The 26,994-nt window shown below is 59.8% G+C and carries 21 protein-coding genes; 2 read left to right on the top strand and 19 right to left on the bottom strand.

Annotated elements, in window-relative coordinates; all coding sequences use genetic code 11:
* Nucleotides 1–171: 171 nt before the first annotated feature.
* The 19 genes from lpxC to RDA78_RS16310 form a co-directional block, all read right to left on the bottom strand.
* Complete coding sequence (gene lpxC / locus RDA78_RS16400; protein ID WP_434050893.1) at nt 172–1,116, bottom strand: UDP-3-O-acyl-N-acetylglucosamine deacetylase; 945 nt, start codon at nt 1,114–1,116, stop codon at nt 172–174.
* 254 nt (nt 1,117–1,370) lie between these two features.
* Nucleotides 1,371–3,158, bottom strand: coding sequence for a cell division protein FtsZ (ftsZ, locus tag RDA78_RS16395; RefSeq protein ID WP_434050892.1), 1,788 nt, complete (start codon nt 3,156–3,158; stop codon nt 1,371–1,373).
* A gap of 115 nt (nt 3,159–3,273) precedes the next feature.
* Entirely contained in the window at nt 3,274–4,596 is a 1,323-nt protein-coding gene (ftsA, locus tag RDA78_RS16390; protein WP_434050891.1) for a cell division protein FtsA, read from the bottom strand.
* Nucleotides 4,593–5,474 carry a cell division protein FtsQ/DivIB gene (locus tag RDA78_RS16385; protein ID WP_434050890.1) on the bottom strand — a complete coding sequence of 294 codons (882 nt, stop codon included), beginning with the start codon at nt 5,472–5,474 and terminating at the stop codon, nt 4,593–4,595. Before RDA78_RS16385 ends, ftsA begins: the two co-directional genes overlap by 4 nt.
* A 20-nt stretch (nt 5,475–5,494) precedes the next feature.
* Entirely contained in the window at nt 5,495–6,421 is a 927-nt protein-coding gene (locus RDA78_RS16380; protein WP_434050889.1) for a D-alanine--D-alanine ligase, read from the bottom strand.
* Nucleotides 6,422–7,393 (bottom strand): UDP-N-acetylmuramate dehydrogenase, encoded by a 972-nt coding sequence (gene murB, locus RDA78_RS16375; RefSeq protein WP_434050888.1) that lies wholly within the window; start codon nt 7,391–7,393, stop codon nt 6,422–6,424. It lies immediately after the preceding gene.
* 9 nt (nt 7,394–7,402) lie between these two features.
* On the bottom strand, nt 7,403–8,803 hold the full coding sequence (gene murC / locus RDA78_RS16370) for a UDP-N-acetylmuramate--L-alanine ligase (RefSeq protein WP_434050887.1): 1,401 nt from the start codon (nt 8,801–8,803) through the stop codon (nt 7,403–7,405).
* Nucleotides 8,800–9,906 (bottom strand): undecaprenyldiphospho-muramoylpentapeptide beta-N-acetylglucosaminyltransferase, encoded by a 1,107-nt coding sequence (gene murG / locus RDA78_RS16365; RefSeq protein ID WP_434050886.1) that lies wholly within the window; start codon nt 9,904–9,906, stop codon nt 8,800–8,802. Before murG ends, murC begins: the two co-directional genes overlap by 4 nt.
* A gap of 18 nt (nt 9,907–9,924) precedes the next feature.
* Complete coding sequence (locus tag RDA78_RS16360; protein ID WP_434050885.1) at nt 9,925–11,082, bottom strand: FtsW/RodA/SpoVE family cell cycle protein; 1,158 nt, start codon at nt 11,080–11,082, stop codon at nt 9,925–9,927.
* Nucleotides 11,082–12,482: a UDP-N-acetylmuramoyl-L-alanine--D-glutamate ligase gene (gene murD / locus RDA78_RS16355; RefSeq protein ID WP_434050884.1), complete on the bottom strand. Its 1,401-nt coding sequence runs from the start codon at nt 12,480–12,482 to the stop codon at nt 11,082–11,084. Before murD ends, RDA78_RS16360 begins: the two co-directional genes overlap by 1 nt.
* A 5-nt stretch (nt 12,483–12,487) precedes the next feature.
* Nucleotides 12,488–13,573, bottom strand: coding sequence for a phospho-N-acetylmuramoyl-pentapeptide-transferase (gene mraY / locus RDA78_RS16350; protein ID WP_434050883.1), 1,086 nt, complete (start codon nt 13,571–13,573; stop codon nt 12,488–12,490).
* A 10-nt stretch (nt 13,574–13,583) separates the two neighbouring features.
* Nucleotides 13,584–15,014, bottom strand: coding sequence for a UDP-N-acetylmuramoylalanyl-D-glutamyl-2,6-diaminopimelate--D-alanyl-D-alanine ligase (locus tag RDA78_RS16345; RefSeq protein ID WP_434050882.1), 1,431 nt, complete (start codon nt 15,012–15,014; stop codon nt 13,584–13,586).
* The gene (locus RDA78_RS16340; protein WP_434050881.1) at nt 15,011–16,480 is read right to left on the bottom strand and encodes a UDP-N-acetylmuramoyl-L-alanyl-D-glutamate--2,6-diaminopimelate ligase; all 1,470 of its coding nucleotides are present in this window, start codon (nt 16,478–16,480) and stop codon (nt 15,011–15,013) included. Before RDA78_RS16340 ends, RDA78_RS16345 begins: the two co-directional genes overlap by 4 nt.
* Nucleotides 16,481–16,576: 96 nt before the next feature.
* Nucleotides 16,577–18,289, bottom strand: a complete 1,713-nt coding sequence (locus tag RDA78_RS16335; RefSeq protein ID WP_434050880.1) for a peptidoglycan D,D-transpeptidase FtsI family protein — start codon at nt 18,287–18,289, stop codon at nt 16,577–16,579.
* Between the two features lie 9 nt (nt 18,290–18,298).
* Nucleotides 18,299–18,655 (bottom strand): cell division protein FtsL, encoded by a 357-nt coding sequence (gene ftsL, locus RDA78_RS16330; RefSeq protein ID WP_434050879.1) that lies wholly within the window; start codon nt 18,653–18,655, stop codon nt 18,299–18,301.
* 2 nt (nt 18,656–18,657) lie between these two features.
* Nucleotides 18,658–19,698, bottom strand: a complete 1,041-nt coding sequence (rsmH, locus tag RDA78_RS16325) for a 16S rRNA (cytosine(1402)-N(4))-methyltransferase RsmH (RefSeq protein ID WP_434050878.1) — start codon at nt 19,696–19,698, stop codon at nt 18,658–18,660.
* Nucleotides 19,695–20,162, bottom strand: coding sequence for a division/cell wall cluster transcriptional repressor MraZ (locus RDA78_RS16320; protein ID WP_319383139.1), 468 nt, complete (start codon nt 20,160–20,162; stop codon nt 19,695–19,697). Before RDA78_RS16320 ends, rsmH begins: the two co-directional genes overlap by 4 nt.
* 449 nt (nt 20,163–20,611) lie before the next feature.
* Nucleotides 20,612–23,641: a hypothetical protein gene (locus tag RDA78_RS16315; RefSeq protein ID WP_434050877.1), complete on the bottom strand. Its 3,030-nt coding sequence runs from the start codon at nt 23,639–23,641 to the stop codon at nt 20,612–20,614.
* Nucleotides 23,642–23,868: 227 nt separating this feature from the next.
* On the bottom strand, nt 23,869–24,864 hold the full coding sequence (locus RDA78_RS16310) for a helix-turn-helix domain-containing protein (protein ID WP_434050876.1): 996 nt from the start codon (nt 24,862–24,864) through the stop codon (nt 23,869–23,871).
* A 162-nt stretch (nt 24,865–25,026) separates the two neighbouring features.
* Between RDA78_RS16310 and RDA78_RS16305 the strand changes: the two genes are divergently transcribed.
* Nucleotides 25,027–25,473 carry a cupin domain-containing protein gene (locus RDA78_RS16305; protein WP_434050875.1) on the top strand — a complete coding sequence of 149 codons (447 nt, stop codon included), beginning with the start codon at nt 25,027–25,029 and terminating at the stop codon, nt 25,471–25,473.
* Nucleotides 25,474–25,504: 31 nt separating this feature from the next.
* A complete protein-coding gene (locus tag RDA78_RS16300) occupies nt 25,505–26,992 on the top strand; it encodes a flavin-containing monooxygenase (protein ID WP_434050874.1) in 1,488 nt (495 codons plus the stop codon).
* Nucleotides 26,993–26,994 lie beyond the last annotated feature (2 nt).

The raw sequence follows: 26,994 nt of genomic DNA, 5'->3' as shown, positions 1-26,994 counted from the left end.
AGATTTTCCGGCCTGTATTAACTGACAGGAGTGTTTACCGGAATTCACCGGTTCCCGTCACGCCCTCGATGGCCATCTGACGGTTTTTTTGAGCTTTTTTATGGCAACATGCCCAAATTGCAGTGAATTCCGAAGAATCCGCCAACCTGCCGAACCGACTGACCGGGAAGATCAGGAAACGTCCGGTCCAAAGGCGGCAGCCGCTGCCAACCCGCCCTTGCTGACCTGACCAACCTGGCGGAAAGCCGGAGCTTCGACGATTTCGAAAGCACCCGGATCTTCAAACAGCTTGACCAGAATCGAATGGTTCATCTTGTGACCGCCCTTGTAGGACCGGTACATGCCGAGAATAGGCAAGCCTGCAAGTGCCAGGTCTCCGACGGCATCCAGCGCCTTGTGACGGGCGAACTCATCCGGCCAGCGCGTGCCTTCCGGATTGAGCACCTTGTCTTCGGAAATCGCAACGGAATTGTCCAGGGAAGACCCGAGCGCAAAGCCCATTTTCCAGAGCTGCTCCACATCCTTGACGTTACCGAAAGTCCGGGCGCGGGACAGATCATCGCGGAAAACGGAGGGTGTCATCTCGGACACATATTGCTGTCGTCCGATCACGGGCGTTTCGAAATCAATGGTGATATCGAATTTGGTTCCATCATGCGGGTGCAGCTCGCACCACGCGCTGCCATTGTCGACACGAACTTTCTTGTTGATCTTGAGGTAACGGCGTCCACGGTCCAGCTTCTTGAGACCGACTTGCTCGATGGCTTCGACGAAGATGGCGCTGCTGCCGTCCATGATCGGCATTTCGGGTCCGTCGATCTCGACGATGACATTGTCAACGCCCATCCCGAACAGCGCTGCCATGAGATGCTCAACGGTGGATATGCCGTCCTGCGAAGGATCGCCAAGGACCGTGCACAATGCCGTAGCGGTCACTTGATCCCAGAGCGCGCGCACTTCCGTGGCACCTTCCTGGTCTGTTCGCGAAAACACGATACCGGTCCCGGCATCGGCTGGCACAAGTGTGATCGACGCCGGTTTGCCGGAATGAACGCCGATACCGGTCAGTGTTACCTGCTCGGCCAGCGTCGTCTGTCGGTCAACATGTGTGGTCATATACCCCAACCCTTCCGGTTTGCGAACGCGAAGTCCTTAATTTGCCCAAATGCACATACGGACTTTTAACGATCACCAGTTGGCCGCGAAGATAGTCGCGTTCCCCCACAGAGCGAAATAAAGCTTTATTACGGTTTGTAACGATTCACAGGCTCGCAAATTACTGAATTAAAAGAGAAAATTCTTACCTTACGGAAGCGGCCCGGAACGTGTGTTCCGGGCCGCTGCGATCAGGGAAGAAGATCGCGAACGAATCAGTTGGCCTGGCGGCGCAGGAACGCCGGAATTTCCAACTGATCGTCATCCGCGGCACTGACCGGCTTGGGTGCAGCACGGCCGGTTTCGTCAAGTTGCCCCGCCGCACCGGATGCGGAGGTCCGTGCCTGCGGTGCACGCGGCGCGGCCATCGGAGCAGGCTGCAGCTGAGGAGCCTTGCGGACAACCGGCGTCTCTACCTCCTGCTCTTCCTCATCTTCCCGGCGGCCGAGACCGCTGGCGAGACGGCGAAGAAGACCCATCGGGCGACGCTCGTCGTCACCGAAGTCCTCGCCGGCATCATGCTGGGCAGCCGGTGCCGGGTCGGCGGCAGCCGGTTCAGCCTGCTGTGTGGCAAGCTCGGATTGCGGGGCTGTAGCCGGGGCGTGCTGAGCGCGAATTTCACGCTGAGCGATCGGCGGGAAGTCCTCGACGCGTGGCATCCGCGGCGCGGGACTGTGCTCTTCTGCGACGGGCGGAATGTACGGCTGGCTGACCGGTTCGTCCTCAACAACCGAGGTCGGAGTTTCTTCCTCGATATCGATCATCGGGCTTTTCGCCGTCATGGAAGTACCAGTCGGCTTGACCCGCTTGATCTGGACATCCGGATCGCTTGCCACGGCGACCGAAGCCGGCTCGGGGATGGCAAGCTCTTTTTCCAGGTTGGCGACAGCCTGCGCGGCAGCCGTCTGCGCGCCAGATTTTTCCGCGGCCGGGGCAAGCTTGGCCGGCGCCGCATCCGCGGTGCGGACAACGGCAGGGATATCGGAGCTCAAGGCCTGTTCAGCGGGAGAGGGAAAAGGTGCGGCTTCAAAACCCGCCTCCTTGTCGATCCCCGTTGCCACGACAGAAACGCGAATGATGCCGTCCAGCGTTTCGTCGAACGTCGCACCGAGAATGATATTGGCGTCGGAGTCGACTTCCTCGCGAATCCGCGTTGCCGCTTCGTCGACTTCAAACAGCGTCAGGTCGTTACCGCCGGTGATCGAAATCAGCAGGCCCTTCGCGCCCTTCATGGAGGACTCGTCAAGCAGCGGGTTCGCGATGGCAGCCTCGGCGGCCTGCTGTGCACGTTTTTCGCCGCTTGCCTCGCCGGTTCCCATCATCGCCTTGCCCATGCTGCGCATGACGGAGCGGACATCGGCGAAGTCAAGGTTGATGAGACCTTCCTTGACCATCAGATCCGTTATGCAGGCAACACCTGAATAAAGGACCTGGTCGGCCATCGCGAATGCGTCGGCAAACGTGGTCTGCGCATTGGCGATCCGGAACAGGTTCTGGTTCGGAATGACGATGAGCGTGTCGACATTGCGCTGCAACTCGTCAATGCCGCTATCGGCGATGCGCATGCGCCGCGCACCCTCGAACTGGAACGGCTTGGTGACAACGCCGACGGTTAGTATACCCTGCTCGCGCGCTGCCCGTGCGATCACCGGCGCCGCGCCGGTGCCTGTGCCGCCGCCCATGCCGGCGGTGATGAACACCATGTGCGAACCGGACAGGTGATCGTTGATTTCATCGATCACCTCCTCGGCTGCTGCCGAACCGACTTCAGGCTGCGAACCGGCACCGAGACCTTCGGTAACGGCCACGCCCATCTGGACCAGACGGTCCGAGTGGTTCATTGCCAGGGCCTGGGCATCCGTGTTGGCGACGACGAAGTCGCACCCCTGGAGGCCGGCTGTGATCATGTTGTTGACGGCGTTTCCGCCCGCGCCGCCGACGCCGAAAACCGTAATGCGCGGTTTCAGCTCCTGAATGTCGGGCATCTTAAGGTTGATGGTCATATTATCCTCGCGACCCATTGGCTCCCCCGGTACGGGAGACCCCTCTTCTTCCCTAACTTCAGCTGCCATGCCTGGCAGCTCCAATTCGTGGCTGTCGTCTTCTTGGCTCATGTCGTCAGAAGCTTTCCCTGATCCACTGGCCCACACGAGCCAGGTAACCAGATTGTCCGCTCCACCCGGTTCGACGGTTCTTGTGCTCGAACTGTTCGATCTGGGCGACCTGCGGATAAATCAAGAGGCCAACAGCGGCGGCAAACGCCGGACCTTTGGCAGCCTCGGGAAGACCGGCGACGCCTAATGGCCGGCCAAGACGGACGTTGCGCCCCAGTATGTGACGCGCAACCTCTCCAAGACCCGTGAGCTGACTGGCACCCCCTGTCAGAACGATCTGTTTGCCGACCCGGCCTGCAAAGCCGGATGCGGTCAGCCGATCCCTCACGAGTTCAAGGATTTCTTCCACGCGCGGCCGGATGACACGGGTCAGCGCCGAGCGCGGGATTTGATTGGGCAGTTCGTTGTCGCTTTCGAGCGGCGGCACCGTCAGAAGATCGCGCTCGTCCGAACTGGACGCCAGCGGCGACCCATAAAGTGTCTTCAGGCGCTCCGCGTCCTGGAGCCGGGTTGCGAACGCCCGGGCGATATCGGTCGTGACATGGTTGCCGCCAACCGCGATCGCATCGAGATGCACCATGTGTCCCTCGACAAAAACGGACAGGGTGGTCGTACCGCCGCCCATGTCGATACAGGCCACACCGAGTTCGGCCTCATCGTCGACAAGCGTCGACAGGCCGCTGGCAAACGGCGTGGCAACCATTGTCTCCACGTGTAGATGCCCACGGTTGATGCACAGTTCGAGATTGCGAACCGGGGGGACTTCCGCGGTCACGACCTGCATGTCGACGCCGAGCTTTTGCCCCATCATGCCGCGTGGATCGCGAATGCCGCGGCTGCCGTCCAGGGAATAGGAAATCGGCAACGCATGCGTCACCGCCCGTCCCTCGGTGACCGAATGACTGGAACCCGCCGACAGGACCCTTTGAATATCGGCTTCCGAAACGCTCTCGCCCGCCAGCGGCACACCTGCGCTATAGACCTCGCTTTGAAGCCGTCCGCAGCTGATGTTGGCGATCAGAGATTCAACCGTCACGCCCGCCATCCGTTCAGCGCTGTCGACCGCGAGCCGGATTGCCTGTTCGGCGGCGTCCATGTCGACCACGACACCGGACTTGATCCCGCGCGAACGCTGATAGCCGTAGCCGAGAACCTCGACCTTGTGGGACCGGCTGGACAGCACGGATTTCTCATCCTGCGGCACGAGCTTCGCGATCAGGCAGCAGATCTTGGTCGATCCGACATCCAGCACCGACATGATCACCGAGCGCCGCGTCGGCAACGGGCGCATCTTGGGCAGGTAAAGGTTCTTGTCGGAGCGGCTCATGTGTCCTGCTCCTTCTTGCCGGAGCGGTTGCGGCCGCCCGTCATGATCTTGCGCTGCTCGGCGGCTTCGTCGGACAGCCTGACGGTGACCCTGTCGGCAAGGCGCATGTCGATCGCAACGATATCCCGGGAGAGCAGTCCGCTGTCTTCGTCCATTTCAACCAGATCCGCCAGCGCGGCCTGGTATTTCTGTTCCGGCAGACGGATTGAAATGCCGTTTTCCAGCTGAAGATCCCAGCGCCTGTCGCTGACGAGAAACGCGGCGCGGACACGCGGGCGCAGTTCAGGCACTGCTTCCAGCGCTGAATTGATTTCCGATGCCCTGCGCTGCGCCCCATGGTTCACGACAAGAAGGAGATTGGCGTATCTGCCATCGACATCATCCGTGATCACGTCGCCAGCCTGGTTGACGATGGACACGAGATCGCCGCGCTGCCAGAGCGCGTAGGGCACTCTTTCCTCGATTTTAATCTGAAGCGTGCTCGGATAAAGCTTCATGACAGAGGCGTTCTTGACCCATGCCATCTCGTTCAATCGCGTGCGCGCACCGGCCGCATCAAACAGAGCCAGCGACGTGCCTTCATGAATCTCGAGTGCTTCGAGGATCTGGAATTCGTTGATTTCGCGCTGCCCGGAGAGCTTCACGGCTTCGATGCCGAAGCCGGCAGCAGACAGGAGCGCGTCGGAGACAACCCGGCCATGGCCACCTATGACTATTCCATAACCAATTGTTAAGGTTAAGAAACCGAGCGCAGCTGCAGAACCCGTCCACCGCGGAAGCTCGGCCAGCCGACCGGCCGAACGCCAGACCGGCTGCCTGTGCAAACGCGAAACGCCACGGCCCCGCGGAGCCAGTTCGGCTTCCAGCGGTGTCAGCATTTCCCTATTCCATTTGCGACCTAGCGACAGCAACTCGCGTCCTCAACCATCCAACTGACCAGATCCTTGAAACTCATCCCCTTGTGGGCGGCCATTTCCGGCACAAGAGAGGTGGGCGTCATGCCTGGCTGTGTGTTCACTTCTAGGCAGATCAGGGTCCCGGATCCGTCTTCGCGTTCGTCGAATCGAAAATCGGCACGCGAAACACCGCGGCAACCCAGGGCCTGATGCGCCTTGACCGCTAGTGTCTCTATGGTTTGGTAAACAATCGGTGAAATTTTTGCAGGAAGAATGTGTTTTGATCCGCCTTCAACATATTTTGCATCATAATCGTAGAAGCTGTGACCCATCGGCACGATGTCGATGACACCCAAGGCCGTATCATCCATGACCGCGCAGGTCAGTTCCCTGCCTTCGATGAACTTTTCGCACATGAGTACATCCGGGTACGGCCAGTCCTGCCGGCTCAGCTCTTGAGGCGGAAACTCTTGATCTTCCTTGACAATCAGGACTCCAAAGCTGGACCCCTCATTGATCGGCTTAAGCACGTAAGGCGGTTTCATAGGGTGTTCGCGCAAGATGTTGTGACGGTTGACGATTATGTCTTCCGTAACCGGCACGCCAGCCGCCTGCATCACCGCTTTCGCCTTGATCTTGTGCATCGCAAGGGCCGATGCCATAACTCCCGAGTGCGTGTATGGAATATTAAGAAACTCTAAAATTCCCTGGATGCAGCCGTCTTCGCCGAAGGGTCCGTGAAGCGCATTGAAGGCCACATCGGGTTTCAGATTCTGGAGAACTTCCGAAATGTTCCGGTCAACATCCAGACGGGTTACCCCGTAGCCCGCCTCTTCGAGCGCATCGGCGCACTCGCGTCCGCTGGTCAGACTGACCGGGCGTTCGTTGACCCAGCCGCCCATGAGAACGGCAACGTGCTTCTTGGCCATCTACCCGGCCTCCCCTTCCAGTCCTAAGAACGGCTCGACCGCCCCGGTATCTCCGAACCGGCCAAGTCGCTTGATTTCCCACTCAAGGCGGATACCGCTGTGCTTCAACACCCGCGCCCTGACGGTTTCGCCCAGCAATTCAAGGTCGTGACCTGTGGCAGACCCCGTGTTGATCATGAAATTGCAGTGCATTTCCGACATCTGCGCACCGCCGACGCGCAAGCCCCTGCAGCCCGCCGCATCGACTTCCTTCCAGGCGGACGTTCCGGGAGGGTTCTTGAATGTTGACCCGCCTGTCTTTTCCCGGATCGGCTGCGCCTTTTCCCTGTGATCAACAACGTCGGCCATTTCCTGACGAACGGACGCCTCGTCCCGGGGCACGCCTTCAAAGACAGCCGAGGTGAAGATGAGATCCTTCGAGGCGGAAGAGTGCCTGTAGGCGTATCCCATTTCGGCATTCGTCAGCACACGCTTTTTGCCTTCGCGGTCGATTGCCGTGAGTTCCACCATGCGCTCGCGGGTCTCCGTTCCGTGAGCACCGGCATTCATGCGCAAGGCACCCCCGAGACCGCCGGGGATGCCCGTGTAAAACGCAAAACCGCCGAGGCCGGCCTTGGCAGCGGCTTCCGACAGTCGTTTGTCGGGCACCGCGGCACCGGCCTCGAGGCGGGTTTCGCCGATCTGATCGATGGAGCCGAATCCCTTGGCGCTCAGGCGGATGACGACGCCCTCCAGGCCGCCGTCGCGGATCAGGAGGTTGGAGCCGAGCCCGACAGGCAGGATCGGGATATCTTTGGGAAGTCTGGCCAGGAAGACGGCAAGATCTCCCTCGTCCGCAGGCTGAAACATAAGCTGCGCCGGGCCACCCGTCCGGAACCAGGTGACCGCCGACATCGGCTGATTGGGTGTGAGTTTGCCGCGTATGCCCTCGTCAAGGCCCGGATGGAGCTCCAGAAGATCGGGAAAACTCATTTCAATCCCCTAAAGCTCTTCAAGCTGCTTGGGCAGCGCGTAGGCCCACTGCGTGATGTTTCCCGCACCGAGACAAACAACGAAATCCCCCGGCTCCGCGAGTTCCCTGACTGCTGCGGGCAGCTCTTCAGGACCTTCGATCGAGCGCACGTTGCGGTGTCCCCGGGTCTTCATGCCCGACACAAGGTCGGTGTGAGAGGCTCCGTCTATGGGCTGTTCTCCGGCGGCATAAACCGGCGTGATGATCACCGCGTCCGCGTCGTTGAAACAGTTGGAGAAATCGTCGAAGAGACTTTGCAGCCGTGTAAATCTGTGAGGCTGCATGACGGCGATCACCTTGCCGCTGGTAGACTCGCGCGCGGCATGAAGGGCCGCCTTGATCTCGACCGGATGGTGTCCGTAATCATCGAAGATCTGCACGCCATTGACGGTACCGGTGTGCGTGAAGCGGCGCTTGACGCCGCCGAATTCCGAAATGCCTTTCTTGAGATCTTCCGCGCCGACGCCGAGCTGCGAGGCAACCGCGATGGCCGCCGTCGCATTCGAGACATTGTGCAGGCCCGGCATTGGCAGGACCAGGTCTGTCAGTTCGACAACCTCCTCCGTGCGCCGGTCGCGGATGGACACGGAGAATGTCGCCTTGCCGCCGTCCATCGAGACGTCGGTGTAGCGCACATCAGCCTGGGGGTTGGTGCCGTAGGTCACGACGCGCCTGTCCTCGATCGTCCCGATCATGGTCTGGACTTCTGGATGGTCCAGGCACATGACGGCGAAACCGTAAAACGGGACATTATCGATAAATTGCCGGAACGCTGCCCGAACGCCGTCGAAATCGCCGTAGTGGTCGAGATGTTCCGGATCGATATTGGTCACGATCGCAACATCTGCAGGTAATTTCACGAACGTTCCGTCACTCTCGTCTGCCTCGACCACCATCCAATCGCCGGTGCCCATGCGCGCATTGGTTCCGTAGGCATTGATGATGCCGCCGTTGATCACCGTCGGGTCGAAATTGCCTGCGTCCAGAAGCGCGGCGACCATGGACGTGGTTGTCGTTTTTCCATGTGTTCCGCCAACCGCAATGGCCTGCTTGAAGCGCATCAGTTCGGCCAGCATTTCGGCGCGGCGCACCACGGGAATAAGTTTTTCGCGCGCAGCGATCAGTTCCGGGTTGTCCTTCTTGATGGCAGACGACACCACGAGGACTTCCGCGTCGCCGATATTTTCGGCGCGGTGTCCAACTTCGACTTGAATGCCGTGGGAGCGCAAACGCTGGACGTTGGCGTTTTCCGCCATATCCGAGCCCTGCACTTGGTATCCGAGAGTCTTCAGGACCTCGGCGATACCGCTCATGCCGATGCCGCCGATCCCGACAAAATGGACCGGCCCGATATCCTGCGGCATCTTCATGGCCGTTCTCCTTTTTTTGTGGCCACCTGTTCGACAAGGTCCGCCAGCCGGCTGACCGCGTCGGGTTTGGCCACTTTCAACGCGTTCGCCGCAGCTTCAATAAGCTTGTCCGGCGCATTCATCAGTTTGGTGATTTCTTCGGCAAGCCTCTCCGGGCTCAACTCGGCTTGACTGATCGGCCATGCACCCCCGGCTTGCTCAAGCACCTTGGCATTCGCAGCCTGATCCTGATCGATCGCACCGGGCAACGGCACGAGGATTGAGGGACGTCCGAGAACGCTGAGTTCGCTGACCGAAGACGCGCCCGACCGGCACAGAACAAGATGGCTGTCTGCAATGCGTTTCGGCATGTCCTGAAAAAATGACGCGCATTCCGCGCTGATACCGAGCTTCCTGTAGACCTCCTGCACACGGCCTATGTCCTCAGGGCGGCACTGCTGCACGATGGACAGTCGGTTTTTAAGGTCATCGGGCAACTGCTCCACGGCGGGAGGCAGAAGGTCAGAGAAGAACCGCGCGCCCTGTGATCCGCCAAAGACCAGCAGCTTGAAGTTCCCGTCTGGCGCGGGAGCAGCGTAAGGCTGACCCGCAGCCTCCAGAACCGCATCACGGACCGGGTTGCCGGTCTCAACCTGCTTGCCAGCGAGATCGCCCGGCAAATTTTCCAGCGGAACGCTTGTCGCGATTGCGGTCACTCCCTTGGCCAGCATTTTGTTGGCACGCCCCATGACCCCGTTGGCTTCATGCAGGATTGAGGGTGTACCGGTCAGGCGGGCCGCATACATGGGCGGAAATGTCGGATATCCCCCAAACCCGGCTACGACGTCCGGCTTGAGCTGCTTGATGAGCGAGCGCGCCTGCAGCGTGCCCAGAAGCAGACTGAGCGCGGTCTTTGCGAGCGAGATCGGGTTTCGGCCCCGGATCGTTTCAGACGCGATGATATGAACTTCGCGCGCCGGGAATGCCGTTCCGTACTTGTCGGCCCGCTCGTCCGTCGCCAGTTCGACAATCCACCCGCGCCGTCCAAGCTCGGAGGCAAGAGCCTGTGCCGGAAACAGGTGGCCGCCGGTGCCACCGGCGGTAAGAAGGACTGTTTTGCTCATGTCACGCGGCAACTTCAGTTACATCAATGATGAAGGCGAAAGCCGGCTGACCGTCACCGCTTCCGAACGCGACGGCTGCGGCCTTCTGCGCGTCAGAGCGAGAATGGCACCGGCCGTCATCGCCGAAGACAGCAGCGAAGATCCACCGTAGGAGATGAAGGGAAGCGTCATGCCCTTGGACGGCATGAGGTGCAGGTTCACAGCCAGGTTGATCGTCGCCTGCAGGCCGAACAGCACGACAAGCCCGGCAGTTGCAAGACGGCTGAACGCATCCTGGTCGCGGCTTGCATGGCTCAGCCCGCGCAGAACCACGAACGCGAATACAGCAACCACAAGGAGGCAGACAATCACACCGAACTCTTCGCCGACAACGGCAAAGATGAAATCCGTGTGGCTGTCGGGAAGTATGCGTTTCACGGTGCCCTCCCCGGGGCCACGTCCGAACCAGCCACCGGCAAGAAAGGAATCCATTGCGGTATCGACCTGGAACGTATCCCCGGAACTCGGGTCCAGGAACCGGTCGACGCGATTGGTCACGTGCGGGAGGAACGCATAGGCCGCAAAAAGGCCAATCACACCGATCAGGCCAAGCGCCACGATGATCAGCCAGGAAATCCCGTTCAGGAAAAACAGTCCCGCCCAGACCAGTCCGAGAAGCATGGTCTGGCCGAAGTCCGGCTGTGCAATCAGCAACGCCGCACATACGGCAAAAAGCACGAATGCGAACAGAACACCGGGCACTTCGCGCCGGCGGCCGCTCTCGGAGAGGAGAAACGCAATCAGCACAACGAAGGCGGGCTTGAGAAACTCCGACGGCTGCATCGAGAAGCCCGCGATATAAATCCAGCGCCGCGCGCCCTTCGCTTCAAAGCCGAGGAACAGCGTCGCAATCAGAAGAACGAGCGAGACCACGAACAGAATCAGCGCAGCGCGCCTGACCATGCGCGGCGTCATGAGCGACCCTGCCAGCATGACGGCAATGGCCGGGATAAGAAACAGCGCCTGCCGCTTGACGAAATAGAGTGTGTCGATCCCGAGCCTTTCGGCAACAGGCGGGCTGGCGGCAAAGGACAGAACGACACCTCCCACCATTAGCAGACCGAAAGCGGCAAGGAGGTAATGATCAACGGTCCAGAGCCATTCCGCGAATTTGCTGCGATCCGCGCGAGATACCATTATGCGACCTCCTGCGAGTTTCCAGCGCCCGGCAAGGCACGCACCGCATCGACAAATGCCGCGCCGCGCAGTTCGAAATTCGGATATTGATCGAAGCTCGCACAGGCCGGAGACAAGAGGATTGCAATTTCCTCCGCGCCGTCCTCCGCAGCCTCGCTGGCCGCGTCAATGACGGCCTGGGGCAGGGTTCCGCTGATTTTGTAGGGGACGCGGCCTTCCAGCACATGGGCGAAATCATCGGCGGCTTCCCCGATGAGGAAGGTTTTCGCGATCCGCGGAAAATACTCATCCAACGACGAGATCCCGCCTGCCTTGGCACGTCCGCCTGCAATCCAGTAAATCCGATCGAAGCTGGAAAGCGCTCGTGCGGCCGCGTCGGCGTTGGTCGCCTTGGAATCATTGACGAACAGGATACGTCCGCGCTTTGCGACAATCTCCATGCGATGATGAAGCCCCGGAAACGTGGTCAGCGCGGCCGCGATCTTCTCCGACGGCAGTTCCAGAGCGCGAAGAGCCGCAAAAGCAGCAGCAGCGTTCTGGCCATTATGGTCGCCGCGCAGACTGTCGACTCCGCCCAGCAGTGCCACCTGCTTCTGGGTTCCGCTATGTGCCTCGATCAGGAAACCATGCGACGCATAGATACCTTCGGTAAGCTCCCGCTCTCCGGCAATCCTGCACACCGGCTTGTGTGCAAGTTCCAGCCGGTCCGCAATCATGGAAGACAGGCGATCATCAACGCCGATTATCGCCACTTTTGAACCGGCAACGAGCCTTTCCTTGATTGCGGCGTAGTTTTCCATGGTTCCGTGCCGGTCGAGATGGTCGGCCGACAGGTTCATGTGCACGCCGATGCTCGGGTCGAGCGTCGGAGACAGATCGATCTGGTATGACGAACACTCGACGACATAGTGGCGTCCGGGCACGGGTGGTTCCAGTTCGAGAACAGGCGTTCCGATGTTCCCGCCCACCTGGACATCAAGTCCGAGGTCGCCAAGAAGATGGGCGATGAGCGCGGTTGTCGTCGATTTGCCGTTCGTCCCGGTGATCGCGATGAAGGGAGCGGACAGACACTGTTTCCGCCGCTCCCGGCAGAAAAGTTCCACATCTCCAATAATCTCGACACCGGCTTCGCGCGCAAGGTCGACGGTCCAGTGCGGCACCGGATGCGTGAGCGGCACACCGGGGGACAGCACGAGCGCGGCAACATCGTTCCAATCAATCGTGCGCAGATCCTGCGCTGCGAGGCCCTCGTCAGCCGCCTGCCGGACGCGTGCCTCGTTGTCATCGTGACACAGCACCGCGGCACCGCCCGCTTTCAGGGCACGCGCCGTCGCCAGGCCGGATCCGCCGAGCCCGAACAGCGCTACCTTCATGCCCTGAAATGTCGTGACGGGGATCATGCGGCCTACCTCAGCTTCAGCGTGGCAAGACCGAGAAGGGCAAGGACAACGGCGATGATCCAGAACCGGATCACCACCTGGCTCTCCGTCCATCCCATCATTTCAAAATGGTGATGGATCGGGGCCATCCGGAACACCCTCTTTCCTGTCAGCTTGAATGAGATCACCTGCACAATCACCGAAACCGCTTCAAGCACGAACAGGCCGCCGATGATCGCGAGAACGATTTCGTGTTTGGTGGCCACGGCGATCGCGCCAATCATGCCGCCGAGAGCCAGAGACCCGGTGTCGCCCATAAAGATCGCCGCCGGGGGCGCATTGAACCAGAGAAAGCCGAGCCCGGCGCCGATCACGGCACCGCAGATCACGGCGAGTTCGCCGGTTCCCGACACATGGTGGATCTGAAGGTAATTCGCGAAGACCGCGTTCCCCGACAGATACGCGATCAGTCCGAAGGACGCGCAGGCGATCATGACCGGAACGATCGCAAGCCCGTCGAGTCCGTCGGTAAGGTTCACGGCATTTCCCGCGCCCACCATCACAAAGGCGGCAAATGGAATGAAAATCAGCCCGAGATTGAGCGTGAAGTCCTTCAGAAACGGGAAGGTGATTGCCTCGGAAAACTCGGACGTATCGAGGATCGTTACGGCATAGGCCGCCACCGCCGCTATCAGGAATTCCAGCCCGAGCCGCGCCTTGCCGCCAAAACCGGTATGCGAGGATTTCGTGACCTTGAGATAGTCGTCATAAAACCCGATCCCGCCGAAACCGAGCGTGACGCCGATGACAACCCAGACATAGGGGTTGGAAAGGTCCGACCAAAGAAGTGCTGCAACCATGGCGCCCGACATGATCATCAGCCCGCCCATCGTGGGTGTGCCCTGCTTGGTGAGCAAATGGCTTTCAGGTCCATCGGCCCGGATTGGCTGGCCGTGGCCCTGACGGATACGCAGGCTTGAGATGATCTTCGGCCCGAACAGGAAAACAAAGAACAAAGCGGTCATGATTGCACCGCCCGTGCGGAACGTGATGTATCTGAACACGTTCAACGCTGAAATCTGATCCGCAAATTGCCCCAAAAAATAAAACATCAGCTATCCCTTATTCCGCCGCGGTATCGTCCGCGGGCGGATATTCCTTTTTCAGGGCCTCCACGAGCGGCCCCATGCGGGTTCCGAGCGATCCCTTGATCATAACGACGTCACCGGGCCGGACGTCCCTCAAAATCACGTCTTCCAGATCTTTTGCGTCCTCGCTGTAATGCGACCGCAATTGCTGTGGCAGCCTTTGCCAGAGTGCGTGCATATGCGGGCCTGCACAGTAAACAGCATCAATCTGGGCCTCCGTGATCGGATCAAGCAGTTCGGCATGCAACCTGTCTGCCTCCGGACCCAGTTCGCGCATGTCGCCGATGACCGCAATCCTGCGGCCTGGCCGCGTGACCGGGGTCTCGCCGATCACTGAAATGGCAGCCTGCATGGAAGCCGGGTTGGCATTGTAGCTCTCGTCCATAAGGTCGAATTCACCACCGGGCATCACAAGTCTGCTGACTTCACCACGCCCCTTTGGCGGCTTCATGCTGTCCAGTGCAAGCCCGGCCTTCGCAAGGTCCGCGCCAACGTCAAGCACGGCAGTCAGCACCGCCAGACTGTTTTTCACCACGTGCCTGCCGGGAGCGCCGACCTTGTAGGTGATCTCCGTGCCGAGAATGGAGGCGTCCACGCTCGAGCCGCCAGCATAGCTGACGACGTTCTCCACGTGACTGTCCGCCGATGGCTCCAGGCCGAACGTCTGAACCCTTGAGACGCCTGCAGTGGTGGCAAGAAAGCGCAGGAGATCGTACTGGCGATTGTCCTTGTTGAGGATGGCAATGCCATCGGGTTCCAGCCCCTCGAAAATCTCGGCCTTGGCCTGCGCAATCTTTTCAACCGAATCGAAGAACTCAAGGTGAACCGGTTGAACCGTTGTGATGATCGCGACATGCGGCCGAACCATTTTCACCAGCGGCGTGATCTCGCCATGGTGGTTCATCCCGATTTCAAAGACACCGTATTCGGTATCGGCGGGCATGCGCGCAAGTGTCAGCGGGACGCCCCAGTGATTGTTGAAAGACGCGACGGACGCGTGCACCTTGCCGGACTGCTCCAGCGTGATCCGGAGCGCTTCTTTCGTGCCGGTCTTGCCGACCGATCCGGTGACGGCAATGATCCGGGCGTTCGTGCGTGCACGCGCTGCGACCCCGAGCCGCCGCATCGCCTCCAGGGGATCTGCAACAACGACAAATCTTCCGTCTCCCGGAAGCTCGGAAAGCCTGCCTTCGGCTACGACAGCAAGGGCAGCGCCTGCTTCGAGCGCCGCGCCGACATAGTCATGTCCGTCGAAACGGTCTCCCTTGATGGCAATGAATGCATCGCCTGGTTCAAGCGACCGGCTGTCGATCGAAATCCCCGTGATCTCCGCATCGGCCTCACCCATGACGCGGCCGCCGGCTGCCTCGGCAAATGCATCCAGTATCCAGAGAGGGTCGCTCATGGTTCTCCTTGTAGGCTTATCGCGCGCTGCACGGCGTCGTGATCGGAAAAGGGAATCACTGTGTCGCCAACAATCTGGCCGGTTTCGTGGCCCTTTCCGGCAACGCACAGGATATCGCCGGCCTGAAGCCCGCGAACACCCTCGGCGATGGCTTCCATCCGGTCGCCGATCTCAAGCGCGCCGGGTGCTCCCGACATGACGGCGCTGCGAATGGATGCAGGATCTTCCGAACGCGGGTTGTCATCCGTGACGATGACAAGATCCGCGTGACGGGCCGCGGCTTCTCCCATGAGTTTGCGCTTGCCCGGGTCGCGATCTCCGCCCGCGCCGACAACGACCGCCAGTTTTCCGGTCGCAATGGGGCGCAGCGCGGCAAGTGCGTTGTCCAGCGCGTCCGGCTTGTGCGCGTAGTCGACGAACACAAGACCGCCTGCTTCCGTTCGGCCAGCCAGTTCCAGCCGCCCTGGCGCGCCTTTGAGATTTTCAAGGGCGCGCAGTACAAGGCCCATATCCGTACCGGCGGCGATTGCAAGCCCGGCTGCAATCAATGCATTGGAAACCTGAAAGCGCCCGATCAGAGGCAGCGTGACCCTGTATTCGCCGCGTTCCGTCTGCAGCGCGAGTTCCTGACCAGCTCCTTCGGTTCTGAGCCCCGTCAATTTCAGATGCCGCCCGGTTTCTCCGACCTCGAAGACCGGCAAACCACGCTTCCCGGCAATGTCGACAACCCGGTCCGCATATTTTTCACCCGGATCTACGACGACGGTTCCGCCTTCGGGCAGCAAGGCATCGAACAGGCGGAGCTTGGCGCGCAGGTAATCCTCGATGGTCGGATGGTAGTCCATATGATCGCGGCCCAGATTGGTGAAGGCCGCCGCCGTAAGGCGCACGCCGTCCAGCCTGTACTGGTCCAATCCGTGCGATGAGGCCTCAAGGGCTGCATGGTTGATCCCTTCCGCCTCCAGCTCGCTCAGTTCCTTGTGGAGAGCCACGGGATCGGGGGTCGTCAAACCGCCGTAGGTGACGCCATCGGCCTTGACGATGCCGAGTGTGCCGAGGCTTGCAGCCGGATGACCCGCCGCCTGAAAGATCTGCCGGACAAAATGCGCGACCGAGGTCTTGCCGGCGGTGCCCGTGACCGCGACGATCACGTCCGGCTGCCGGCTGTAGTATCGGGCTGCAAAACGGGCAAAGACCCTGCGGGGTTCGTCCTCGGCGATGACCGCAACGTTACCGGGGACCTGTGCCGTAACGGCATCAGCAGCGTCCCGGGCGCACAGGACCGCAACCGCTCCGGCTGCAACCGCATTCGGAACGAAACGTGTCCCGTCTACGGCTGACCCCTTGAAGGCGGCAAACAGGTATCCGGGTTGCACGGACCTGCTGTCAGCGGTGAGCCCCGTTATTTCAAGACCTTTCGCCTGAATCGGCAAGGGAATGCCGTCGGCCAAGTATTCAAGATCCATTGCACCTGATCGTTCGGTTTGTGCGTCGTCATTGTGAATGCGCTAGCACCGGTAATCGGCTGCGACCCCGCCGGTGCCTTGCTTCCTTATGTCTCCTTAATAGGAAATCTCGATCGGTTCATCCCCCTTGCCGAAACGTGGCATCACACCGAGCATCGGGGCTGAGCGTCTCACGATTGCGGCGACCGTCGGTGCCGCGTTCAATCCCGCGGTTGCACCAATGCCCTTGCGCTCTGGTTTGGGTTCGTCGATGACCACGAGAACAACGTATCTCGGATCATCCATCGGAAAGGCTGACAGGAAGGAATTGCGCCGCTTGTTGCTGACATAACGGCCGTTTTCAATCTTTTCCGCAGTGCCGGTCTTGCCGCCGACCGTGTACCCGGGCACGTCTGCGCGGCGACCGGATCCGTTCAGAACATTCAAACGGAACAGGTATCGCATCATGCGGCTGACATCTGGAGAAATAACTTGTTTTCCAACCACTTGCGCCTGTTCCTGAGACCGGGGCAGGAACGTGGGTGGAAGCAGTTTGCCGCCATTCACCACAGCCGCGGCAGCAACCGCCGTCTGCATCGGGGTAACAGACAGGCCATGGCCGAAGGAGATGGTCATGGCGGCCAGCTCATTCCACTTCGGAGGCAGAAGCGGGGCCGCGTTTTCGGGCAGTTCCGTGGTGAGCCGCTTCGTCAGGTGAAGCCGCTCCAGGAACTCCTTCTGTCGTGCAACCCCGGTTGCCAGCATCATCTTGGCCGTACCGATATTGGACGAGTAGATGAAGATCTCGGGCACGGACAGGATGCGGTTTTTCCCGTGGAAATCCGAAATCGTCCGCCCCGCAGCACGAATCGGACGCGTTGCATCGAAGCTGTCATTGATTGAGACAGATCCGGAATCGAGGGCCATCGCAGTTGTGAACGCCTTGAACACCGAGCCCATTTCGAAGACACCGCCGGTCGCACGGTTCAACCGGTCGCGCTCAAGGGCCTGAGACCGGTCGTTCGGGTCGTAATCCGGCAATGACGACATGGCGACGACTTCGCCTGTTTTGGCGTCCAGAACGATGCCGGCGGCGGCAATTGCGCGGTAGCGCTCCATTGCCTTGACCAGTTCGTCGCGGACCACGTGCTGAACGCGTAGGTCCACGGAAAGCCTGACCGGCTCCATCGACTTGTCGGACGCAAATCCCAGCGACTGCAGATCCGCCAGCCACTCGTCGTCAATGTGCTTTTCAATCCCGGCAAGACCCTGATTGTCGACATTCACAGATCCGACAATGTGCCCCGCTGTCGGACCACCCGGATAGAACCTCTGGTTTTCAGACAGGAAACCGATGCCCGGAAGGCCGAGATTGTGGACCTCGTCCGCTTTCTGTGGCGTCATTTCGCGCTTCAGCCAGACAAACCCGGCACCGCTTTCGAGGCGGCGACGCACCAGCTTTTCGTCCAGCTCCGGCAAGGCCCTTGTCAGCCCCTCGACCGCTTCGTCGACATCAATGATCCGGCGCGGCTCCGCATAAAGCGACGCGGTCTTTATATCGGTAGCGAGGATCTCGCCGTTCCGGTCAATCAGGTCCGGTCGGGAAGCGTTGACGGAATCTTGTGCCGAGATCCAGGCGCGAGACGGCGCTTCTTCCATCTGAGCCAGATGCACGAGCCGCCCGGCTATTGCGGCATAGACACAGGCGAATGCCATCATCGCGACGATGACACGTGACCTCACCGCGCTCGAAGAGACCGAGCCGCGCGCGATCCTCGGGTTGGAGCGCTTGACCTGAAGAAAGCTTGCCGGTTCGCTGACGATCGTCATCGGGGCCCCCTACTGGATCGCAGCCGATGAGCCGGCATAGCCGCCCATCTGGTTGGAACCGCCGATTGGTTCAAGCATGACAGGACGCGCCGGAAGGTCTTCGGGAACAACGATCTGCTTCACGTCGAGCGCATCCAGTTCGAGATAGGTGTTGTACCGTTCGACAAGCCCCTGAAGCCGGTCGGGCTTGTTCAAGAGGCTCCATTCCGCCTTTAGGTTCCGGATCGCGTTACGCTCTTCATCGATCTGTCGTTGAAGTTCGGCGACCTTGGCAGCAGACTTTGTCGCCGCCAGTTTCATGTCGTAAACGGTCGCTGCACCGATCACGACGGCGAGAATGAACAGGATGTTCAGCGTGCGTACCATCGTCAGCCCCCAAGCCCGTGAAATTCCGCGAGCCGCGGAACACCGGCAGCGTGAATATCCATGGCGCGCGCGGGCGCATTCGTGCGCCGCCCCGCCCTCAGCTTTGCCGAGCGCGCCCTTGGATTGCCTGCCGTCTCTCCTGCCTTTGCCTCAACTGCCTTGCGGGTCAGAAGCTCGAACGTCGCCGGAGGAACCTCCTCCTCCGGCATGTGGCGGGATCCGCCGCCGCGTGTTCTGGTCCGGTCCTGGAAGAACCGCTTGACGATCCGGTCTTCCAGCGAATGGAAGCTCACCAGCACGAGACGCCCGCCCGGGCGCAAAATACGTTCCGCTGCGCCCAGCGCTTCGGCGGCCTGGTGCAGTTCGCCGTTCACGTAGATCCGCAGCGCCTGGAACGTGCGCGTCGCGGGGTGGATCTGTGCTTTTTTGGGCGACCGCCCGAGAACCTTTTCGACAAGCTCTGCAAGTTGAAGCGTTGTTTCGAACCGCTTCTCTTTGCGCGCGTTATCAATGGCATGCGCGACGGAGGTCGCCCGCTTCTCCTCGCCGAGTAAACCGATGACCCGGATCAGGTCCCTGACCGGCAGATCATTGACGACATCGGCGGCAGACGGGCCTGCCCGCTCCATCCGCATGTCCAGCGGTCCATCGCGCAGGAACGAGAACCCGCGTTCCGCTTCATCCAGTTGCATCGACGAAACGCCGAGATCGAGAACAACACCATCGACAGCGTCAAAACCGCAGCTGCGCGCATGATCTTCAAGATCGGAAAACTGGCCGGATACGAGCATCAGCGCGCCTTGCGCTTCCTGCTCCAGAACACGCCCTGCGGAAATTGCGTCAGGGTCACGATCGATGCCGACCACCCGCGCACCCTTCGCCAATATGGCGCGTGTATACCCACCTGCGCCGAATGTTCCATCGACAATCAATTCACCGGGTTTAGGATCAAGCCAGTCCAGGACCTCACTCAGGAGAACCGGCACGTGGCGCTCGGGTCCGCCAGCGGCAGAAGCAGCGTTTCTGTCGCCGAGCCCCATCATGACGGCTCTCCCTGTGAAGGTGCGGGGCTTTGCCCCGACAACATCGCGAGCGCACGTCTTTGGGCCTCAGCGCGGTACTCGCGAAACTTTTCCGGCTCCCAGATCTGAAACTTGTAATTCAACCCGACGAAGGTGACCTGATCGGTAATCCCGGTATGCTCTTTGATCATGTCGGAAATGGTCACGCGTCCATCCCCATCGATTTTCGGGTTCTCGCTTGCGCCGAATAGGGCGACCGCCAGGGCATCATGGTCCGGAGACAGCTTTGCAAACGCTTCGGAGCGCTTGCTGATTTCCGCAAGCAGATCGTTTCCGCCGGCGTCGACGGCGTCGCAATGCGCAGATGTGATGCAATAAAGTCCTTCAAATCCATCTCTCGCCAAGACCGACCGGAAGGGTGCCGGGATCGACACGCGACCCTTGGCATCCAGCCGGTTGGTAAAGTGAGAAACAAATCCGGCCATAAATCCCCTTCAGACAGGTCCCCACCTGTCGAAATCCCCTAATCACCCTTCGAAAGAAACGGTCAACGCGACCAAGGACATGCAATTTGCAAAACCAGCTCCTGCCGAGCCGTCAATTTATGCCCCGGACCGCGTCAATATGGGTCCGCATCCCCCGTTCTGGGTCATTATGGGATATCATGGGAAAACATGGGCAGTCAATGGATTCCCATGGATTCTGGCTGGATTTGATCGCTCACGACCCCATCGCATGACGTTAATTGAAACATGCTTAATGAAGCCTTGACAGATTTAAAGAATCAGATTCGCAGGATTACGGAGGTTTTGACTTTCACGCTGCCTCAACCCGGCAAAAACTGCCGCCCGAAACGGCCTGTGTGAATGACCTGTGGAGAACAAAAACGCCGCGCAGATGCGCGGCGTTTTCAATGCGATGGCGCTCGTGCGGATCAGCCGAGCAAATCGGAATTTCCAAGACTCTCCAGTTGATCGGCAACCCCGCCGGCATCCGTAACAACTGTGTTCCAGCCGGCTGCCCTCAGATTGGCCAAAGACAGGTCCTCCGCCTGAACCCCTTCCAGAAGCAGACTGTGACCGCCATTGTTTTCGACCGTGATCTGAAGGCCTTCGGAAGCCTCCTTGATGGAAATGTCCGATGCTCCAAGACTGCTGAAATTCAGACTGTCTTCTGCCGGGTTGAAGGCCTTGACGGCGAACTTGCGCCCCCAGTCCCAGGTCACCAGGACAGTGTCTGCTCCATCCCGAAGCACGATGTCGCCGCCAGTGACCGGTGGAACGACCGGTTGATCCGGGGTATCGGGGGTATCAGGTGTTTCCGGCGGCACGGGCTCCGACCCGGTACCGACGCCGTCTCTCACCTGATGACCATCCGTCGTCTCACCCGGAGGTGCCTCGGGGGTCAGGAGGGCACTCCGCGAGACCAGCGTGACATCATCCTGATCGAAACCGAACGGCGCTTCCAGATTGTCTTCCATCACCTGGTCATGATGGAATTCGACATTGCCCGGGATGAGGTTGGATTTTGAAACGCCGGTGAAGACAAAACTCTGCCCACTCGGCAGGGAGCTGATGACCATGCCCTCATGCGTATCCTCCACGCTCAGACGCTCCCGCGTTCCGAAATACAGGAAACTGATCTTCTGCGTCGCCGGGTCAAAGCCGTTTATGACTTCGCTTTCGCCGTATTCATGAGAGCGGAGGTAGACCGTGTCGCTATCACGCGGCCCGATCCCGGTCTCCCAGGAGAGAATTCCGCCAAGGTCCTGCCTGAGATGTTCGTTGCCGACAACTCCGAAACTCCCGATCGACAGCTCGGAAAGCTGTACCCCCTGGAGGATCTGCATGCCCGGCCCCCACGGATTGTCGATCACTGGCTCGCCCGCAGGTGTCATGGTCAGGATCAGGCCATGAACCGACGCGTTACCGAAGTCGATCTCGTCCGCCGCAGGATTGAAGCCGATGATATCGTCCGCGCCGAATTCAGCCGCCCATGTCACGCCGCCCAGCGCGCTTGCGCCGGAGGGAACCGGCGGATTGGACCCGTCTGTGTCGTAAACAACATCGAAGCCGCCCGTGTCGGGGGTCTCAACCGATTGCCCGAGCAGCGTTGCGACCTCATTCAACGCGGATTCCTCGGCAACCATGAAATTGTTCATGGTGAGGTCCGCGGCATCAACGCCGACGAGAACTGTCTCACTCGCAATCTCTCGCGTCGGGGTCAGAACACGCACTGTCAGGCCAGCGGAAACATCTGCAATCGTTTGCGGATAATCCGCGAACTCGAGCCGTTCCGCGATGATGCCACCTTCCAGATGGAGCATGTCCGTGGCCGGATTGAAGGTTTCGATCACCCGAGACGGGCTGCCCGGCATGATCATGATCATCTGAGGCGCGACCGGATCTCCCGGACCGGCCGGATCCGGATCGACAGGATCATCCGGATCTGCGGGACCCGAGGTACCGCCGCCGATGAGGGACAGGATCTCCTGACCGGTCGCCTCGCTCAAGATCGTGAAGTTGTTCGAAGAAAGGTCTCCCGGAACAACACCTTCCAGCGTCAGAGTCTGATTGTTGGACGCCATCGTGAAGACGGTGTTGCCACCTTCTTCCGCCATCTCGATCGCCTCAGGACCGAACCAGTCAATGAAGATCGTGTCGGTTTGCGGATCGAAGTCTGCGATGCTGCGGTTCGTTCCCCAGGACCAGGTGATCACCACGCTGGCCGTCGCAGCCGTCACACCCGCCGTGCCGTTCCAGCTGTCGGGCGTTGCCGGTGGCGCCGGGGTATCAGGAGTGTCCGGTTCGTCCGGGCTGTCCGGCTCATCCGGCACATCCGGTATTTCCGGTTCGGCAGGCTCGTCAGGTGTGTCCGGCTCGTCAGGTGCCCCCGTATCCTCACCGACCAAAGCCAGAACCTCAGCTGCCGCCGTTGCATCGAGGATCGTGAAATTCGCGCTGGTCAAATCGCTCAGCTGGACACCGGCAAGTGTCGTGGTCTGGTTGTTGGAGGGAACGGCAAAAACGATACCTTGGGCCGTTTCCGAAACGACCAGATCCGCAGCGCCGATCCAATCAATGAAGATCGTGTCGTTTGCCGGATCGAAACCGGTCACGACCTCGTCCCGGCCCCAGGTCCAGGTGATGACCACATCGGCGTCGTTTTCCGAAACGCCCGCATCGCCATTGCCGCCCGGGTCACCTGTTCCAGGTGTTCCCCCCGGCATTTCACCCGGTGTGCCGAGCCCTTCATCACCGGTGAGCCGGTCTTCATAGAAGGAGATCATCTCAGCGATCGAAGGCGAGGAATAGCCGCCGAATTGATCGATGTACTGAAGGATCGATGTCCCGTATTCGTCCGTGCTGACGGCTCCGCCCTGAAGGAGAGACGCCGTGCCCCAAGCGCCCCGCAGGTGGGCCGCCGCCAGAATGCCGGTCAGCGTCAGCTCCACGGTGACGGTCTGACCGGTCTGGGTATAGCTGGCCGTCTGGCCGATGAAATCGCTCAGAGACTGGCCGCTGCCGGCGAGCTGCGTTTCCAGAACCTGAAGATTGTAACCAAAGGCCTCCTGGATCGCGACGGTCTGTGCTTCCTTGGTCGTGAATTCCTCGAGCGAGGTCACGCCATTCTTGCCGGTCCAGGTTCCGTCCCAGGTATTCGTTGCCGCCCCGTTCCCGTAAAAGACGCTGTCATCGTAATAACCGAGATCAATCAGCAGAGCCTCGCCGAACTGGAAACCGACGAACCCGAGCGAGTTCATCGACTGGTACGCCATTGTTTCCCATTCGGCGTCCGTTAGTTGCGACCAACTGGTATATTGCGGAAACCGGGTCTCGACGCCGCCTCCGGCCCACTGGTCCAGCTGCCAGTCCTGAATGACCCCGGCATTGTAGCGGTCCCTGTCCCAGCCCGATTCAAAGGCAAGCAGCACAGCAAGAAAATCCTCAAACGTGCCTTCCATCTTTCTCCCACCTGTATTGATTGAAACGAATCAAGGCTAGGCAGTAAGAGAGATAGCAACATGGACAAAAGATTAAATATTCAAGGTGATTAAGTGACCGAAGAGCCACAATTTTTGCAAATTTTAATTTAAAAAATTAAACGATTACATAAAACACCTAAGATGAGAATTCCTTCCATCCGGTCGAAAATTTATCTGGAAATTCTACGCAAAACACGCGTCCCAGATCAGCAGAAGAAGCGCCGGCGCAATGTCTCCCGGGGCACTTCCCCGAAACGGGCCTTGTAGGCCTGCGAGAACCGTCCAGCATGCCGATGCCCGGACCTTTCGGCGATCTCCGATACGGAGCGATTGCCGTTGTCCGCCAACAACAGGTGCCGCGCGAAATTGAGACGCACGTCCTGGAGATGTTCCATCGGACTGCATCCCAGCTCCCGCTTGAACAGGATCTGCAGATTGCGCGGAGTTGTCCTTGCGAACGCACAGATATCCAGCAGGCTGATGTCCTGATCGAACCTTTCGTTGATCAGTGTCAACGCTCTCTTGACGGCTGCAGGGGCAGCTCCTGTTGGCGTCTCATTGACAAAATGTGACATCGTGTTGGGCTGCGCTTCCAGCAACGACGTAACCAGAGCCTCTTCCAGTTGCCCTTGCTGAAGGCATTTCGGGTCACGGAATACATGCCCACCCGCCGCAGCTCCGAATAGGCCACGCAGTCGCTTTGCCCAAACGGCGACCGCAGTCCGTTTCATGTCGAGACCCGGATGGAAACGGATCGCGCTTACGCCAAGACCTGTCATGCGGGTGGCAATTTCGGCGACGTAGGGTCTTTCGATCTGCACCAGCACCTGTTCACACCCTGCACGCCAGCGCATCGTGGTATGCCGGTCCGGGTTCAGAACCACCCCCATGGAAGGTGTCGAGCAGACAGAACGGGTGCCGTTACGCACGTCCGCCCTGCCGGCAATCGGTATCTGGATCAGATAGAAGTCGGACAGTTCGCCCGGATCGATGGTTACGTCGGCCCCGTAGCGGATGTAATTCAGGGAAACACGCTTGCCGTCGACCCTGTTCTGGCAGGCATTGAAGTGATCGCCGGCAGACATCCGCTCAAGCCTGTGACTGCAGAAACTGCGCGCGACGATGTCGCGTGCTTCGTCAACGTCAAGCGTTTCAAAGCAGTTGAAGTCGCCAAGCGGCGGTTGGTGTGCGAACCGTAGCATGCCAAATCATGCCGCGCGCCTGCAGTCCGTTCAAGCATTTGGGCCGGTCAAAGCGGCGAATTACTGCATCTCGTCAGATTTTTTCGCAATCTGGATAAAACATTCCGGGAGCCGCAGTTAGCATTTTTACCGCCAATAGATTGCTTCTCGGAGGGGAACGAAATGCAAAATGGAGCTGGTATTACATCCGCGGGCGCAGGCCTTGACGACATCAGTTGGAACGTCGTCGGTCAGACCTACAAACCCAAGGTTCACAGCGCCAACGTCTTCATCTGGCACGCCGTGGTTCCGGCGGAGAGCTTTGTCCCGCCGCATGTCCACCCGACCCAGGACGAATGGATTGTCATGCGCGAAGGCGAGTTGGAAGTCGAAATGGGCGGCGAGACCCATGTGGCGAAAGCGGGCGACACCGTGAGGATGCCGATGGGGGAAGCACACGGGATTTTCAATCGGTCCGGCAACACAGCAACCTGCGTCTTCGGCGTTGCCCCGGCGCGCAAGCTGTTCGACCTGTTCGTTGCCCTCAACGGCGTCACCGATCCGCAGGAGCTCGTCAGATTGTCAGCGCTGCACGAAGTCGACTTCCTCCCCCCACCGGATCAGGCTTGAACGGATCTCAAGGTTTCAGGAGGGATTTGACATGACCAAGCGCAAGAACGTCGCCATCATCGGCGGCGGCGTGAGCGGCCTTGCCGCTGCCAAGGCTTTCGATGAACGCGGCCACCGGGTTTTCGGGTTTGAGCGAAGCCACGATTTCGGTGGTGTGTGGGAACCGTCCCGGTCCTATCCTGGCGTTCAGACCCAGTCTCCGAAGGATCTGTACCGGTACACTGATCTTGCCATGCCGGATGACTATCCCGAATGGCCGAAAGGACCACAGGTCCATGCCTATCTTCATGCCTATGCCGACAGGCACAAGCTGGCACGCCTCTTTCGGCTTAACACGAATGTCCGTTCCATGGATCGACGGCAAGACGGGGAGCTCGGCTGGACCCTCACCATCGAGGCCGGCGGCAATGTTCAGACGCAGGACTTTGATTTTGTCGCGGTTTGCACGGGTCAGTTTTCCGACAAGAACATCATCACGCATCCCGGTCAGGACGCCTTCGAGGCTTCAGGGCGAAAGGTCATTCACAGCTCTGAATACACCGACCCGGCGACGGCAGAAGGCAAGAACGTCGTGGTTCTCGGAGGCTCCAAGTCCGCAACGGATATTGCCGTTAACGCCGCCGCAAGCGGCGCGCGCTCGGTTACTCTGGTCTATCGGGAGCCGGTCTGGCGGGTCCCCTATTTCGTCGGCGGCATTAATTTCAAGCGGCTTCTCTACATGCGCGCGCAGGAACAACAGTTCAACGGGTGGGGAGGTTCACCCGTGGGCAAGGCGCTCTTTACCGCGTTCAAGCCGTTGATCTGGGCCAACTTCCGGGGTCTTGAGACCCTGCTCAAACTGCAACTCGGGCTGAAGAAATGGGACATGGTGCCCGACGCACCGATCGAGAAGGAGGCGTCCTGTTCACTGCCCATCGTCACGCCGGGCCTTTTCGAAGGTTTCAAGGACGGCTCAATCAAACCCGTCAGAGCAACCATCGACCACTACGAGCAAGATCACGTTGTCCCGACGAATGGCGACAAGGTCCCCTGCGATCTGTCGATCCTCGCCGTCGGCTGGAAGCTCGGCGTCCCCTACCTCGCACAGGCGTTTCAGGACAAGCTGATCGAGCCTGACGGTCAATACCGTGTTTACAGGTTGGCCGTGAACCCCGATTTGCCCGACATGGGCTTCGTCGGTTTCAATTCCAGTTTTTGCACCATCCTCTCCGCCGAGATGATCGCAAACTGGCTTGTGCGCTACGCGGACGGCAAACTGGTCCGGCAGCCGAGCGCTACGGAAATGACGCGGAACATCGAGGATATGCTTGAGTGGCGCCGCAAGGAACGGCCGGCTGCCAAGGTCTATGGCGGATTGTGCTCCGCGCCTTTCCATTTCCGGCATTTTGACGAATTGTTGTCAGACATGGGGGCCCGGAAGACGAAACGGTCCAACCCGTTTGCCGAACAGTTTTCCTATCCGGACGCAGACGCCTACGGAGAATTTCTGGCAAGCGCACCGCAATACGCAGCCGGATAGGA

Origin of the sequence: Roseibium sp. (assembly GCF_051016195.1) — a bacterium.
Classification (GTDB): Bacteria; Pseudomonadota; Alphaproteobacteria; order Rhizobiales; family Stappiaceae; genus Roseibium.
The sequence above is the reverse complement of the archived record's forward strand: the minus strand, read 5'-3'. Positions and strand labels throughout refer to the sequence as shown.